Source organism: Pantoea sp. IMH (assembly GCF_000599885.1).
Classification (GTDB): domain Bacteria; phylum Pseudomonadota; class Gammaproteobacteria; order Enterobacterales; family Enterobacteriaceae; genus Erwinia.
The window spans coordinates 717,709-733,108 of sequence record NZ_JFGT01000002.1 but is presented as its reverse complement, the minus strand read 5'-3'; the positions used below and the strand labels follow the sequence as shown (position 1 = coordinate 733,108).

Below are 15,400 nucleotides of genomic sequence, written 5' to 3'. Positions count from 1 at the left end.
ACGAGCCATGTCTGAGATATTTGCTCTTTAACAATCCGGAACAAGCTGAAAATTGAAACGACACACTGCGTTTATCCTCCGTAATAAGGATAAACAGACCGGTGTGTTCGAGTCTCTCAAATGCTTACAGCACACAGTATCCTGCGGGACGCTTGTGGGTTGTGAGGTTAAGTGACTAAGCGTACACGGTGGATGCCCTGGCAGTCAGAGGCGATGAAGGGCGTGCTAATCTGCGATAAGCGTCGGTAAGGTGATATGAACCGCAACAACCGACGATACCCGAATGGGGAAACCCGGTGCATTTATGCATCATCGCAACATGAATACATAGTGTTGCGAGGCGAACCTGGGGAACTGAAACATCTAAGTACCCAGAGGAAAAGAAATCAACCGAGATTCCCCCAGTAGCGGCGAGCGAACGGGGAACAGCCCAGAACCTGAATCAGTTTGTGCATCAGTGGAAGCGTCTGGAAAGTCGCAGGGTACAGGGTGATACTCCCGTACACGAAGATGTGCTTACTGTGAGTTCGATGAGTAGGGCGGGACACGTGATATCCTGTCTGAATATGGGGGGACCATCCTCCAAGGCTAAATACTCCTGACTGACCGATAGTGAACCAGTACCGTGAGGGAAAGGCGAAAAGAACCCCGGCGAGGGGAGTGAAACAGAACCTGAAACCGTGTACGTACAAGCAGTGGGAGCCTCTTTTATGGGGTGACTGCGTACCTTTTGTATAATGGGTCAGCGACTTATATTCTGTAGCAAGGTTAACCGTATAGGGGAGCCGCAGGGAAACCGAGTCTTAACTGGGCGTTAAGTTGCAGGGTATAGACCCGAAACCCGGTGATCTAGCCATGGGCAGGTTGAAGGTTGGGTAACACTAACTGGAGGACCGAACCGACTAATGTTGAAAAATTAGCGGATGACTTGTGGCTGGGGGTGAAAGGCCAATCAAACCGGGAGATAGCTGGTTCTCCCCGAAAGCTATTTAGGTAGCGCCTCGTGAACTCATCTCCGGGGGTAGAGCACTGTTTCGGCTAGGGGGCCATCCCGGCTTACCAACCCGATGCAAACTGCGAATACCGGAGAATGTTATCACGGGAGACACACGGCGGGTGCTAACGTCCGTCGTGAAGAGGGAAACAACCCAGACCGCCAGCTAAGGTCCCAAAGTCATGGTTAAGTGGGAAACGATGTGGGAAGGCACAGACAGCCAGGATGTTGGCTTAGAAGCAGCCATCATTTAAAGAAAGCGTAATAGCTCACTGGTCGAGTCGGCCTGCGCGGAAGATGTAACGGGGCTAAACCATGCACCGAAGCTGCGGCAGCGACACTTATGTGTTGTTGGGTAGGGGAGCGTTCTGTAAGCCGTCGAAGGTGGACTGTGAGGTCTGCTGGAGGTATCAGAAGTGCGAATGCTGACATGAGTAACGATAAAGCGGGTGAAAAGCCCGCTCGCCGGAAGACCAAGGGTTCCTGTCCAACGTTAATCGGGGCAGGGTGAGTCGACCCCTAAGGCGAGGCCGAAAGGCGTAGTCGATGGGAAACAGGTTAATATTCCTGTACTTGGTGTTACTGCGAAGGGGGGACGGAGAAGGCTATGTTGGCCGGGCGACGGTTGTCCCGGTTTAAGCGTGTAGGCTTGTGTTCCAGGCAAATCCGGAACACTTAAGGCTGAGGCGTGATGACGAGTCACCACGGTGATGAAGCAACAAATGCCCTGCTTCCAGGAAAAGCCTCTAAGCATCAGGTAACACGAAATCGTACCCCAAACCGACACAGGTGGTCAGGTAGAGAATACCAAGGCGCTTGAGAGAACTCGGGTGAAGGAACTAGGCAAAATGGTGCCGTAACTTCGGGAGAAGGCACGCTGGCGCGTAGGTGAAGGGACTTGCTCCCGGAGCTGAAGCCAGTCGAAGATACCAGCTGGCTGCAACTGTTTATTAAAAACACAGCACTGTGCAAACACGAAAGTGGACGTATACGGTGTGACGCCTGCCCGGTGCCGGAAGGTTAATTGATGGGGTTATCGCAAGAGAAGCTCCTGATCGAAGCCCCGGTAAACGGCGGCCGTAACTATAACGGTCCTAAGGTAGCGAAATTCCTTGTCGGGTAAGTTCCGACCTGCACGAATGGCGTAATGATGGCCAGGCTGTCTCCACCCGAGACTCAGTGAAATTGAACTCGCTGTGAAGATGCAGTGTACCCGCGGCAAGACGGAAAGACCCCGTGAACCTTTACTACAGCTTGACACTGAACATTGAGCCTTGATGTGTAGGATAGGTGGGAGGCTTTGAAGCGTGGACGCCAGTCTGCGTGGAGCCAACCTTGAAATACCACCCTTTAACGTTTGATGTTCTAACCTGGCGCCGTAATCCGGCGTGGGGACAGTGTCTGGTGGGTAGTTTGACTGGGGCGGTCTCCTCCTAAAGAGTAACGGAGGAGCACGAAGGTCAGCTAATCACGGTCGGACATCGTGAGGTTAGTGCAATGGCATAAGCTGGCTTGACTGCGAGAGTGACGGCTCGAGCAGGTGCGAAAGCAGGTCATAGTGATCCGGTGGTTCTGAATGGAAGGGCCATCGCTCAACGGATAAAAGGTACTCCGGGGATAACAGGCTGATACCGCCCAAGAGTTCATATCGACGGCGGTGTTTGGCACCTCGATGTCGGCTCATCACATCCTGGGGCTGAAGTAGGTCCCAAGGGTACGGCTGTTCGCCGTTTAAAGTGGTACGCGAGCTGGGTTTAGAACGTCGTGAGACAGTTCGGTCCCTATCTGCCGTGGGCGCTGGAAGATTGAGAGGGGTTGCTCCTAGTACGAGAGGACCGGAGTGAACGCACCACTGGTGTTCGGGTTGTCATGCCAATGGCATTGCCCGGTAGCTAAGTGCGGAAGAGATAAGCGCTGAAAGCATCTAAGCGCGAAACTTGCCTCGAGATGAATCTTCCCTGAGACTATAAGTCTCCTGAAGGGACGTTGAAGACGACGACGTTGATAGGCCGGGTGTGTAAGCGCAGCGATGCGTTGAGCTAACCGGTACTAATGACCCGTGAGGCTTAACCTTACAACACCAGAAGCGTTCTGGTGAGCGTTATGAGAGACGCAGACAATTTTCAGCCTGTACCGGATAAAGAATAAAGTGACGTTCTGCGGACTGAGGTCCGTGGGATTTTGTTTTGTGGCAACGCGGCCAGAAAGCAAAAGACACAGGACGGCACGAAAAGAATTTGCCTGGCGGCTGTAGCGCGGTGGTCCCACCTGACCCCATGCCGAACTCAGAAGTGAAACGCCGTAGCGCCGATGGTAGTGTGGGGTCTCCCCATGCGAGAGTAGGGAACTGCCAGGCATCAAATCGCGATAACCCTGACCTGACGGTCAGGGTTTTTTGCGTTTCAGGGCCGGGAAAAAGCGGCTGCGCCAGGTCTCCGGTCTGACGCCGCCCCTGCGTTATTCCAGATAACCCCGCGATATGCCACCCACTCCCGGGCCTTGCTGTGCCTGTCAGACACAGGCCCTGTTTCTCCCGTACCTTCCGGTCAGGAACAGTGACCGGATTTGAACGACTCTGACCAGTGTTGAGCTTTACGGTGCTTTTCATGTTCTCTCATCTGTCAGCCTCAGCACCCGCCGGAAATGCCCCTTGCGTCACGGTTATCTTCATGTGTCCTGCCGGATGAGCGTGATCCTGACCGGTTGTCACCGGCCGTTACCTTAACCTTCCGGCACGGCCTGAAAAGACCTTTATACGCTTATGTTATCAACACCTCAGTCTGCCAGGTGCTGCTCTTACCCGGGCTGTCCGTAAAAGCAGCTGATATGTCCGCACGGCACTGACTGCTATTGCACATTATCCTGAGCTGTCGCTTCAGTTCCTTTTACTCTGCCACTTTTCAGCAGCAGAAAACACTACGATTCAGTCCCTTAGAGTTCGTTCGAAATGCCTTGTTTGACCGGGCACAGAGCAATAATCCCTTTTATCTTTCCAGCATGCTTATAAAACTGTTGTGGCAATAAAGCATTAGATTTTCTTATCACTTTCTTTCTGGACGGCAATATGCTGTGTTACTCTCAGCTAACCGGCTGATTACGATAATTTATAAAAAAATCGAGAGGGAGATATGGCAAATACAGATTCTCTACAACACTCAGAAGATACGCTCACTGAGCTCACCACGGGACAAAGAGTCAGGGCTATCATAGGGGCCTCCTCAGGTAACCTGGTGGAATGGTTCGACTTCTACGTTTATTCATTCTGTTCACTCTATTTTGCCCACGTCTTTTTTCCTTCGGATAATCCAAACACTCAACTGCTCCAAACCGCCGGCATTTTTGCAGCCGGTTTTCTGATGCGCCCAATCGGTGGCTGGCTGTTCGGTTATATTGGAGATAAGCATGGCCGTAAAACGTCTATGTTGATTTCCGTCTGCAAGATGTGCTTTGGATCGCTGGTTATCGCCTGTCTGCCGGGCTATAACGCCATAGGCATGTGGGCACCGGTATTGCTGCTATTGGCCCGTTTGTTTCAGGGCCTGTCAGTGGGAGGAGAATATGGCACCAGCGCCACCTATATGAGCGAAGTGGCAGCAGAAGGGAGAAAAGGCTTCTATGCCTCTTTTCAATATGTCACGCTGATTGGAGGACAACTGATGGCGTTACTAACCGTTGTCGTGCTTCAGCATATCCTCCCAGAGAGTGAGCTCAGGGCCTGGGGATGGCGGATCCCTTTTGCCCTCGGTGCAGTACTGGCCGTAGTGGCACTGTTTCTTCGCCGTTCTCTGAACGAAACCTCTGACAGGGCAACGCGTGCGCATAAAGATGCCGGTTCGCTGAAGGGGCTGTGGAAGCATCGCCGTGCCTTCATCATGGTGCTGGGATTTACCGCAGGTGGCTCGCTGAGCTTTTATACTTTTACCACTTATATGCAGAAGTATCTGGTTAATACTGCCGGAATGGAGACGAAAACCGCCAGTGGCCTGATGACCGCCGCACTTTTCGTCTTTATGCTCATCCAGCCCATTATCGGCGGGCTTTCAGATAAAATCGGCCGGCGCAGTGCCATGCTGATTTTTGGCGGATTAGCAGCGGTTTGTACAGTACCGGTTCTGACAATACTACAAGGCGTAACCAACCCAGTCACAGCCTTTGCGCTGGTGATGCTCTCACTGATTATCACCAGCTTCTACACCTCTATCAGCGGTATATTAAAAGCAGAGATGTTTCCGCCCGAAGTGCGAGCGATGGGAGTGGGACTTTCTTATGCGGTAGCGAATGCGCTTTTTGGCGGCTCGGCGGAGTATGTTGCGCTTCTGCTCAAAGGAATGGGTAATGAAACCAGCTTCTTCTGGTATGTTTCTGCCATGGGAGCGATCGCTTTTCTGGTCTCACTGATGCTGCACCCTAAAGGGAAAGGAATTCGGCTCTGATTACTGACCGTAATTCCATAATGCATAGCCGGTGGCAGCACCGGCCACATCCCAGCTGAGGTCTTTCCAGCTCCAGCCCGATCCAGCTTCACGGCTATCGTAAAGCTCTTTCGCTGCGCCGATGCCGATGGCAAACATCAGGCCAAAACTGCCGCTGTGCCGGTCGCGCCAGCCTTGCTGTTCTCCCCATGCATTACCCGACGCCGCCATAAAAGCCGATGCGATAAAATGCTGGGCTTTATCCTGTCCGGTCCATTTATCCTCCGCCATGTGACTACAGCCCGTGCAGCAAAGCGTGGCGAGAAGCAGAAATTTGCGCATCGATCTTTCCTGTAAAAAGGCCTGTGAGCATCACAGGCCTGAAATAACAAAAAAGCGAACTAAAGAATACGGCTGATAAGCCTGTCGATACGGATACGGCGCAGGCGGCGGATAAGTTTACGCACCTTCAGCGGATAATCCGCGATGCTTTCTAGCTCACGGAAATGGCTGACCACCGTTGTATGTTCGCGGATCAACGCCAGCTCTTTCTCACTTTGATCGGCAAGCTCCTGCAACGGATCGTGGATCAGGATCGCATTCTCAAGATCGAGTCGCCAGGCTCGTGGGTTCAGGTTATTGCCGGTGATCAACATCCACTCATTATCGACCCACATCCCTTTCAGATGGTAGCTGTTCTCACCATCCTTCCAGAGACGCACGGTAAGCTGTCCATTAGTGACGTAATACTGCAGCCTGCTCAGGAAACGGCGGAGGTTGATTTCATACAGATAGGGAAGGGCACCGATAATCTTGAAAGGTTGATCTTCCGGAATATAGAAGTCATTAGCGGTTTTATCGCCGACGATAATCTCCACGGCTTTTCCACGCCGAAGCAGCCAGATAATGTTGCGGGCCAGAATGGCGGGCATATTAAAATAGGGCGTACAAAGCGTCAGCTTCTCCTCGGCACAGGGCATCAGGTGGAAGATGGTTTTATTCAGAAGGCTTCGTTTGCCAAGACCGACCAGAGGCGTGACGGCGAGCTGTTCATTGCCTGCATTGCCCGTAAATTCATAATCGAAACCGCGAAGATCCTGCCGGAACTGCCGGGTTTCATTTTTAATCTCCGGACTTTTCGGCCTTTCATGTTTATCCAGACGATGGACAGCTTCCGCCTCGATAAGGTTTTTATCGATCCAGCGAAGTAAGGTATCGGCCAGGGTGGGATTGGTGATCAGCTGATAGCGATCGTAGCGATATTTATCACGCTGATGAAGATAGACATCATTGAGGCTGGCCCCGGTATAAAGCAGGGTATCATCAACGATAGAGCCTTTGAGATGCAGAACGCCTAATGCTTCCCGCGTATTAACGGGCACGCCATAAACCGGAATGGCTAATTCTGGATCCCGATCTGCCATCTCACAATACCAGTCTGCATTGGTGGCGCCGCGCGCCGCGCCGATACGCCCGCGCTGTGCGCGATGCCAGTCGACGAGAATAGTGATATCCAGCGCCGGACGCCGGCGTTTTGCTTCGTAAAGCGCAGAGAGAACAGCGCGGCCACCCTCATCATTCTCAAGGTAAAGGGCGACAATACAGATACGCCGTTCTGCTCCCGCGATTTTTTCCAGCAGCGTTTCACGGAACTCAGCGGGAGAATAGAGCGTGGTGAAGTCAGCAACCGACTGAGACAGTTTCGGCAGTTGAGCAAGGTGCTGTTGGTGTTTATTGCGTTTAAATTTGGACAACATCACAATGCGTATCTTCTCTGTTCATGGAATGGCCTTTTGCCCTGAAATCATCACCCTAACCGCTAATATTACCATTAGTTCATGCCGATGGGACCAGTTTTACGTTTCCAGACATTATCGAACCGGCGCAGAGAGCGGAAGCGACAGGCTGACGATGCCATCTTCAAGCTGGATATCGACAGCAAATCCGAGCTTGCGGGCCAGTGCGATCATTCCCCGGTTACCCGGCATCGTAATACCGTTCAGGCGGTCAAGGCCGTGCTGGCGGGTATAAATAATCATCTTTTCCAGCAGTCGGCGGCCCAGGCCTAAGCCTTTAAGATCGGATCGCACCAGCACGGAAAACTCCGCATCGATATTATCCGCATCAGAGATTGCCCTCGTCACGCCGATAATCTCTTCTTTGCCAGCCTGCTGGCGAACGGCGACAAAAGCCATTTCCCGATCGTAGTCGATTTGCGTCATGTTAGCCAAATCGTCATGGGAGAACTCGTTGATCTCACTGAAGTAACGGTAGTAGAGATCTTCTTTGGTAACCTGGGCGATAAACTCTCTCAGCTGCGGTTCATCTTCCGGCAGAATGGGGCGGAACAGGCAGCGCTGGCCATTTTTTAGCTGAACGGCTTCTTCAAGCGCGTGCGGATAAGGGCGGATCGCCAGACGGGCTTCAGGATCGCCCTGAAAGTCAGCCAGCTGCAAAGTGACGTCCAGCAGGGAAAATTCACTGCCCGAGGCGAGCAGCGGATGAATATCCAGCCGCACAATTTCAGGGCAGTCGACAATGAGGTTAGAAACCTGCACCAGTACCTGGCTGATGCCAGCAATATCCAGCGGCCGGAGCGCGCTACGGCCACGGATTTTGCCGCTTTTAATTGCCTGTATGACCAGATAGCGTGCCAGAGTCATATTCAACGGCGGGAGCGCGACAACAGCCTGTTTATCTGCCTGCCACTCAATGCCGCCTTCGCCAAGCATAATCAGCGGCCCAAAAACCGGATCCTGCTCGACAACAATTCTCAGCTCCTGAGCACCGGCGCGGTTTGCCATGCTTTGCACCAGCAAGCCGTGAATATTCGCCTGAGGCCAGGCAAATTTGACGCGATCAAAAATCGCTTCTGCCGCCTGCTGGACTTCCGCTGCGGTACGCAGGTAAAGCATGACCCCCTGAACTTCAGACTTATGGGGAATATCAGGCGATCGCAGTTTCAGGGCGACCGGATAGCCAATCTGTCCGGCAATATGGACCGCTTCCGCGCTGTCGCTGGCGATCCATGTTGGTAAAGTGCTCAATCCGTAGGCCTGCAGGATCTCCCGCACCTCGTGCGTATCCAGCGTGGTGGCGCCCTCATCAAGCGCCTGGCGGATAAGCCGGTGGGCAACGGCCGTGTTGGCCGTCAGATTCGCAGGCAGCGCGGGCGTTTCACGCAGCTGCTTCTGGTTACGGCGGTATTCCACCATATGCATAAAAGCGGTGATGGTGCCTTCGGGCGTACGGTAAGTGGGAATACCTGCATCGCTGAACAGTCTTCTGGCTTCCTGCGAAGAGAACTCACCACACCAGTTGCTGAGTAACGTCACCTGCTTAGCCCTGGGGTGCGCTTTAATTCCCTCTAGCAACTTTTGCGCGGTGGGCGTGGCAGGCGCAACGGCACTGGGAGAGTGAATGATCATCAGCGCATCCAGATCCTGACTGTCGAGCAGGCGAAGCACGGTTTGCAGGTAACGTTCTGCCGTTGCATCATCTCTGAGATCTAATGGATTACCAGCGGTAATGCCTTCGGGCAGTGCTGCGCTGAGATCGATAAGCACTTCCTCACTTAACGTGGCGAGCTTGCCGTTGCGGGCCTCAAGCGCATCAAGAGCCAGCGCTGCTGGCGCGCCGCCATTGCTGACTATCATCAGGCGCTCTCCCCGTAAAGGGCGCATATGACTGAGCGTTTCAACAGCGGAAAAAAGCTCATGGGTATCCTGAACGCGCAGTAGTCCGGCGCGCTGTATCGCGGCGTCCCAGGCCGCATCCAGGCCGGCATGCGTTTTCAGAAGTTTCTGCGCCTGCTGGCTTCGTCCACTCTTGATTACCAGTATCGGTTTATTACGGGCGGCGCTACGGGCTGCGGAGACAAACCGGCGCGCGTCGCTGAGATGTTCCAGATAAAGCAGAATCGCACTGGTTTTGCCATCGCGCGCCAGAAAATCCAGCAGGTCATCTGCATCAATATCCAGGCTGTCACCCAGGGCGATAAACCATGAGAAACCCAGCTGCCGCTGCTGCGCCCAGTCAAGGATGGTATTGGAGACGGCGGCGGACTGAGAGATAAAGGCCAGCTTACCCGGTACGATCGGGACAGGTGAAAAGCTGGCGTTCAGTCCCTGCCAGGGCGCGAGCAGGCCAAGGCTGTTCGGGCCGAGCAGGCGGATCTGCCACTGGCTGGCGCACTCTCTGAGGGCGGCAAGCTGGCTTTCTGGCGCAGACAGGATAATACAGGCCTTACAGCCGCGCTCGCCCAGCGCCTGCAGGAGAGCCAGATTGCGGCTGGCATGGGTACAGATAACGGCGAGATCGGGTGAAACGGGCAGGCTGGCGACATCGGGCCAGGCCAGCACGCCGCACACCGCTTTATATTTCGGCGTGACGGGCAGTACCGCGCCGCTGAAGCTCCCGGCGAGAAGGTTGCGCATCATCAGATAACCCGCCCGTCCGGGGCGCACTGAGGCGCCAATAACCGCTATCGATCCCGGTTTTAACAGCGCTTCTAATCCACGTTGGCTCATGACCTGCTCCTGAAGGAATCTGCTACTGATTCTAAACGCTTTCAGCGAGATAAACCTGACCTGGCAAGCGGAGTTACTTAATTTCCTGTAAAAAACCGCCGGACAGGCTGCCGCAATGCCATGAACGGAACACGCCCTTTTCCTGCAATGAAGCTTAAAACCCACAGAGAATGAGCAGAGATGATGTCAGTCCCGGTTCTCTTCAGTGGCCAGTTGAACGGATGAGTGCGGTTTGCCCGCGAGATAACGCTGACGGAAAAGGTCAAAATGTTGCGTAAGCCTGGCGCCTGCCGCGGTATCGCCCGCCTGCATCAGCAGTTCGGCCGCCACTTCTGCCGTACAGTGTTGCCCTTCGGCATGGATCTCGCGAAGCTGATAGTTGGATGGTCTGGTCAGCGTCAGAGACATTACCGGCAGAGCGTCAAGCCAGGGGCTCTTACGAAACATCTTGCGCGCTTCGGTCCAGGTGCCATCAAGCATAATAAAAAGCGGCGGTTTGCCGTGGCGCGGCGGTGAGGTTAGCACGGGGCGGCCCGCATCGGCATAAGAGTGCGGAAACACTACCATAGGCTGTAGCGCGGGATTTTTTACGGCGTCGAGCAGTAAAGGATCGGGCTGGGTGCGTGACCAGCCAAACGCCTGCGTCTCCGGTAAAATATCAGCGATCAGTCTGCCGGTATTACTCGGTTTCATCGGTTCGGTATCGAACATTACCAGACAAAAACGGCTGCGGGCCGTTTCGGTTTTTAGCGTGGCGCAGAGACAGTTTTTTGTGGGAAGCAGGCAGCGCTGACAGCGCAAAATGCGGTTGCCACGGGCAAGAAAAGGGCGCGTGGCGCGGGCCAGACGTTCGGCTCGCAGGCGAAGAACGGCGTTTTCAGTCATAGCAGATTATCGGTTGAAAACGCCATTCTAGCGGAAAGCGGGGCAGTGCAATAGAGGCCGGCAGCGACCGGCCCGGTAAGCTTACAGGTTTTCGTCAAGCCACTCGTTAAAGGGCGCTTTGGGCATAGCGCCGCTGAGCATATCCACCATCTGACCCTGTTTGAAAATCATAATGGTCGGGATACTACGGATACGGAAACGGGTGCTTAACGCCGGTTCCGCTTCGGTATTCACTTTCAGAAAACGAATTTTGCCGCCTCGTTCCGCCGCCACTTCTTTATAAACGGGCGCAAAGTTAACGCACGGGCCACACCAGGGGGCCCAGAAATCAATCACCACCGGCAGATCGTCCTGCAAATATTTATCAAGGGTGGCGGAGGTAGCATTAATCACCTCGCCTTCAAAGAGGACGCTGCCGCAGCGGCCACATTTTGCGGTATCGCTTACGCGCTCATCCGGGACGCGATTCGTCGCCTGGCAGGATGCACAAACCGTATTCATTTAAACACCTCGGAGAAGAATAAAGGTAAGCATTTACTTACCGCAAGCCTGAGTAATTAAGCGATAATTATGATAGTCATTACGCAGGACAACAAAGAGATTTGTTCAATGGGTATAATAGGTGCAGGCTCTGCCGCCGCGCCTGACTGGCGGCGAGGGCAGACAATCTTTGCTTTTAGAGGAAGTTAATAGCTAAGCGCTGCCACATCAGGTAATCTGCGCGCTTCGCGCTCAGCCAGGTGGAGGTAAAATGAACGACGAATTTAAAGGTAAAAGCGGTAAAGTCAAAGTGATGTATGTCCGCGGTGATGACGAGAGTAAGAAAGGCGGGCACAACCCCCGTACGGGTAAAGGTGGCGCTCGTCAGGATGACAGTCGTCGTCCTTCACGTCACGCTGAAAGCAAGCCGCGTGGCGGGCGCGATCGCGACGCACTTCCGAGTGACTCGCCGTGGCGTACGGTTTCCCGTGCGCCTTCCGCGACTGCTGACAACAAGCCCGATCACGGCGGCATCAGCGGAAAAAGTTATATCGATCCGGAACAGATTCGCCGTCAGCGGATGGAAGAGACGCGGGTATATGGTGAGAACGCCTGCCAGGCGCTGTTCCAGAGTCGTCCTGACTGCATCGTGCGCGCCTGGTTTATCCAGGAAGTCACGCCGCGTTTCCGTGATGCGCTGAAATGGATGGCGGCTAACCGCAAGGCTTATCACGTTGTGGATGAAGCTGAACTGATCAAAGCCTCCGGCACCGAGCACCACGGTGGCGTCTGCTTCCTGATCAAGAAGCGTTCCGGTATGCCGGTCAGCGAATGGCTGGCAAAAGCGGACACAAAAGATTGCGTACTGGCGCTGGAAGAGATCGGCAATCCCCATAACCTGGGCGGCATGATGCGTAGCTGCGCACACTTCGGTGTGAAAGGTCTGCTGGTGGATGATGCTTCTCTGCTTGAGTCCGGCGCTGCCGTGCGTACGGCAGAAGGCGGAGCTGAACATGTTCAGGCGATCAGCGGCGAAAGCTTTGCTGCCGGACTGGACGCGTTCCGTAAAGCGGGGTACACCATCGTGACGACCTCCAGCCATCAGGGAACGCCGCTGGCTCAGGCAGAACTGCCGGCAAAAATGGTGCTGGTATTAGGCCAGGAGCGTGACGGCCTCTCCGATGCCACGATGGGACAGGGCGATATGAGTGTTTCCATCGGCGGCACAGGCAATGTTGAGAGCCTTAACGTGTCGGTGGCCACGGGAATTCTGCTGGCAGAGTGGTGGCGGCAGAACGCCTGAGTAGTGATGAGATAAAAACGGCCCTTTTCAGGGCCGTTTTTTTATGGGGCTGGCACACCGGATTTAATGCGCGCCGCCGCCACCGCTACCTGCGCCAAATGGCGGACGGGCAAACCAGATCAGTACCAGCAGAAGCAAAAACACTCCAGCGGAAGCCCAGAAGATTTCATTGGCTGAAATGATCAGGCCCTGATTAGTGATCTGCTGAGCAATCCAGGCGGAAGCCTGCTCGCGCGTCATGCCCAGGCTCTCCAGCTTACTGTACATCTCCTGCGAATTGATGTTGTAAGCATTCACTGACTCTGTGAGCTGGCTGTGATGCAACGACTCCCTGTTTGCCCACATCGTGGTGGTAATCGAGGTGCCGATGGATCCTGCCAGCGTACGCGTAAAGTTGGATAAGCTGGACGCCGCCGCCAGCCGTTCAGGCGGTAGTCCCGACAGCGTGATGGTGGTCAGCGGCATAAAGAAGCAGGCCACCGCAAACCCCTGGATAAACTGCGGCCAGGCCGCTGCGGCGAAGTCCATGCCTGGCTCAAACGTGTAGGCACGCCAGTAGAAGCAGACGGCATACATGATAAAGCTGAAGGTGACCAGCTTGCGCATATCCAGCCGGTGGGCGAAGCGACCAATTATCGGCGAGAGGATCACCGGCAGGATGCCCACCGGCGCTGATGCCAGTCCGGCCCAGGTGGCGGTATAGCCGTATACCTCCTGTAAAAGCTGCGGCAACAGCACAATAGAGCCGAAGTAGAGCATGTACGCCAGGCTTATCGACAGACAGCCGATGGTGAAATTCCGCGATTTAAAGAGCGATAAATCCACGATCGGGTGATCGTCCGTAAGCTCCCAGACCAACAGCAACACGAGCGCAACCACGGCGACCACCGTCAGAATAATGATCTCCTGTGAGCTGAACCAGTCCAGCTCTTTACCGCGATCGAGCATCACTTGCAGACAGCCTATGCCCACCACCAGCAGCACCAGCCCAACGGTGTCGATAGGGCGGATAACGGTAGCCGTCTCACGGTTACGCAGCGTTTGCAGGGTCAGCATCACCACCACGGCGCCAATCGGCACGTTGATGAAAAAGATCCATCCCCAGTGATAGTTATCGCTGATCCAGCCGCCCAGAATCGGGCCACAAATCGGCGCGACGATCACCGTCATTGCCCACAGCGAAAGCGCGATACTGCGTTTTGCCGGAGGGAAGTTACTGAGCAGCAAACTCTGCGAAAGAGGGATCAGCGGACCCGCCACCACGCCCTGAATCACGCGGAAGAAAATGAGCATCGCGAGGCTGTCTGACATGCCACAGAGCCAGGAGGCTACCGCAAACGCCACCGTTGACCAGAGGAACAGCTTCACTTCACCGACGCGTTTTGCCAGCCAGCCGGTAATCGGGATCGAAATGGCGTTAGCCACGCCGAACGAGGTAATAACCCAGGTTCCCTGGGAATTAGACGCTCCCAGGTTACCGGCAATGGTCGGAATGGCCACGTTAGCGATTGTGGAATCCAGCACCTGCATAAACGTGGCCAGCGACAGCGCGATGGTCATCAGAACCAGCTGCGCGCCTTCAAGCGGTTTTTGTGCCACAACAGTCTCCCGCTTTCTCAGCCCGCATTGGCGCGAATAATGTCGGCGATAAGCTGGTTAGCCGGAGCCAGATCCAGCATCAGCGCATTACTTTCATAGGCTGGCGTCTTGCGCGCCTGCGTTGCCAGTACCGGACCTTCAACATTACTGGTATCAATTTTCACCAGCGTTGACAGACCGATACGCAACGGATGCTTCTCAACTTCTTTCGGATCAAGTTCGATACGGACCGGCAGACGCTGGACAACCTTAATCCAGTTACCGGTTGCGTTCTGCGCTGGCAGCAGCGAGAAAGCGCTGCCTGTGCCCATATCAAGCCCGACCACTTTCCCCTGATAGACTATATCGTCGCCGTAAATATCGCTGACCACGGTGGCGGGCTGTCCGATACGAACATCGGCCAGCTGGGTCTCTTTGAAGTTAGCGTCCACCCACAGATGAGTGGCAGGCACAATCGCCATCAGCGGCGTTGAGGTTGAGATCTGAGCACCAACCTGCACGCTGCGCCGTGACACAAAGCCATCAATCGGGCTGACAATATCCGTGCGTTTCAGCGCCAGCCAGGCATCACGCAATTCGGCGGCGCTCTGTTTCACCGCAGGCTGATTCTCAAGAGAAGTATTCAGGATCATCGCCTGATTGGCGTTCAGCTGCTGCTCAGCCACATCAAGCTGCGCTTTGGCGGAGGCAACCGCATCGCGGGCATGCTGGAGATCTTCACGACCAATCAGGTTGGCAGCGCCCAGCGGCTCACGCCGTTTCAGATCGGCCTGCGCCTGCGCCAGCGCCGTCTTGCGCAGTTCAATAGTGGCCTGATACTGCCTGTTGTTAATAATTAACTGGTGCGTCTGACGTACGCTGGTGGCCAGCGCATTCTGCGCTTTCTCAAAGGCCTGCTCCGCATCGGTTTTATCCAGCGTTACGAGCACGTCGCCTTTTTTGACATAATCCGTGTCTTCAAACCATACCTTATTAACGCTACCCGGCACCTGGGCCATAATCTGCACCTGGTTTCCCGCCACGTAGGCGTCGTCCGTTTCCTGAAAGTGGCGTAAGACCATAAACCAGTAAACGAGCCAGGCCACCCCGATCAGAATGAACAACGCAGCAAGGAGAAGTAATGCGCCTTTGCGTTTTTTCTTTTTATTCGCTGACTGCGGCGAGCTTTGCGTTTCCGCATTTGCACTCATGGTGTTCT

The 15,400-nt window shown here is 54.5% G+C and carries 9 protein-coding genes and 2 rRNA genes; 4 read left to right on the top strand and 7 right to left on the bottom strand.

Annotated elements, in window-relative coordinates; translation table 11 throughout:
• The first annotated feature begins 165 nt into the window (after positions 1-165).
• The 3 genes from EA20_RS0103350 (at position 166) to EA20_RS0103340 (ending at position 5,427) form a co-directional block, all read left to right on the top strand.
• Positions 166-3,068 (top strand): 23S ribosomal RNA (locus tag EA20_RS0103350).
• Positions 3,069-3,234: 166 nt separating this feature from the next.
• Positions 3,235-3,350, top strand: a 5S ribosomal RNA gene (gene rrf / locus EA20_RS0103345).
• 772 nt (positions 3,351-4,122) lie between these two features.
• Positions 4,123-5,427: an MFS transporter gene (locus EA20_RS0103340; protein WP_024965489.1), complete on the top strand. Its 1,305-nt coding sequence runs from the start codon at positions 4,123-4,125 to the stop codon at positions 5,425-5,427.
• Here EA20_RS0103340 and EA20_RS0103335 read toward each other — a convergent pair whose 3' ends face one another.
• The 5 genes from EA20_RS0103335 to trxC form a co-directional block, all read right to left on the bottom strand.
• Entirely contained in the window at positions 5,428-5,748 is a 321-nt protein-coding gene (locus EA20_RS0103335) for a YfiM family lipoprotein (RefSeq protein WP_024965488.1), read from the bottom strand.
• 59 nt (positions 5,749-5,807) lie between these two features.
• The gene (gene pssA, locus EA20_RS0103330; protein WP_024965487.1) at positions 5,808-7,163 is read right to left on the bottom strand and encodes a CDP-diacylglycerol--serine O-phosphatidyltransferase; all 1,356 of its coding nucleotides are present in this window, start codon (positions 7,161-7,163) and stop codon (positions 5,808-5,810) included.
• A gap of 114 nt (positions 7,164-7,277) precedes the next feature.
• Positions 7,278-9,935, bottom strand: a complete 2,658-nt coding sequence (pat, locus tag EA20_RS0103325) for a protein lysine acetyltransferase (protein WP_024965486.1) — start codon at positions 9,933-9,935, stop codon at positions 7,278-7,280.
• A 186-nt stretch (positions 9,936-10,121) separates the two neighbouring features.
• Positions 10,122-10,820: a tRNA-uridine aminocarboxypropyltransferase gene (locus EA20_RS0103320; RefSeq protein ID WP_024965485.1), complete on the bottom strand. Its 699-nt coding sequence runs from the start codon at positions 10,818-10,820 to the stop codon at positions 10,122-10,124.
• A gap of 81 nt (positions 10,821-10,901) precedes the next feature.
• On the bottom strand, positions 10,902-11,321 hold the full coding sequence (trxC, locus tag EA20_RS0103315; protein WP_024965484.1) for a thioredoxin TrxC: 420 nt from the start codon (positions 11,319-11,321) through the stop codon (positions 10,902-10,904).
• A 250-nt stretch (positions 11,322-11,571) separates the two neighbouring features.
• Between trxC and EA20_RS0103310 the strand changes: the two genes are divergently transcribed.
• The gene (locus tag EA20_RS0103310) at positions 11,572-12,603 is read left to right on the top strand and encodes a tRNA/rRNA methyltransferase (RefSeq protein ID WP_024965483.1); all 1,032 of its coding nucleotides are present in this window, start codon (positions 11,572-11,574) and stop codon (positions 12,601-12,603) included.
• A gap of 63 nt (positions 12,604-12,666) precedes the next feature.
• Here EA20_RS0103310 and emrB read toward each other — a convergent pair whose 3' ends face one another.
• Both emrB and emrA read right to left on the bottom strand, forming a co-directional pair.
• Positions 12,667-14,202 (bottom strand): multidrug efflux MFS transporter permease subunit EmrB, encoded by a 1,536-nt coding sequence (gene emrB / locus EA20_RS0103305; RefSeq protein ID WP_024965482.1) that lies wholly within the window; start codon positions 14,200-14,202, stop codon positions 12,667-12,669.
• A gap of 17 nt (positions 14,203-14,219) precedes the next feature.
• Positions 14,220-15,392: a multidrug efflux MFS transporter periplasmic adaptor subunit EmrA gene (gene emrA / locus EA20_RS0103300; RefSeq protein WP_024965481.1), complete on the bottom strand. Its 1,173-nt coding sequence runs from the start codon at positions 15,390-15,392 to the stop codon at positions 14,220-14,222.
• Positions 15,393-15,400 lie beyond the last annotated feature (8 nt).

Excerpts from the sequence above, each read along its gene's own strand:
- EA20_RS0103320 (WP_024965485.1), bottom strand. The coding sequence starts at position 10,820 with ATGACTGAAAACGCCGTTCTTCGCCTGCGAGCCGAACGTCTGGCCCGC.
- EA20_RS0103340 (WP_024965489.1), top strand. The coding sequence starts at position 4,123 with ATGGCAAATACAGATTCTCTACAACACTCAGAAGATACGCTCACTGAG.
- EA20_RS0103335 (WP_024965488.1), bottom strand. The coding sequence starts at position 5,748 with ATGCGCAAATTTCTGCTTCTCGCCACGCTTTGCTGCACGGGCTGTAGT.
- pssA (WP_024965487.1), bottom strand. The coding sequence starts at position 7,163 with ATGTTGTCCAAATTTAAACGCAATAAACACCAACAGCACCTTGCTCAA.
- EA20_RS0103310 (WP_024965483.1), top strand. The coding sequence starts at position 11,572 with ATGAACGACGAATTTAAAGGTAAAAGCGGTAAAGTCAAAGTGATGTAT.
- pat (WP_024965486.1), bottom strand. The coding sequence starts at position 9,935 with ATGAGCCAACGTGGATTAGAAGCGCTGTTAAAACCGGGATCGATAGCG.
- emrA (WP_024965481.1), bottom strand. The coding sequence starts at position 15,392 with ATGAGTGCAAATGCGGAAACGCAAAGCTCGCCGCAGTCAGCGAATAAA.
- trxC (WP_024965484.1), bottom strand. The coding sequence starts at position 11,321 with ATGAATACGGTTTGTGCATCCTGCCAGGCGACGAATCGCGTCCCGGAT.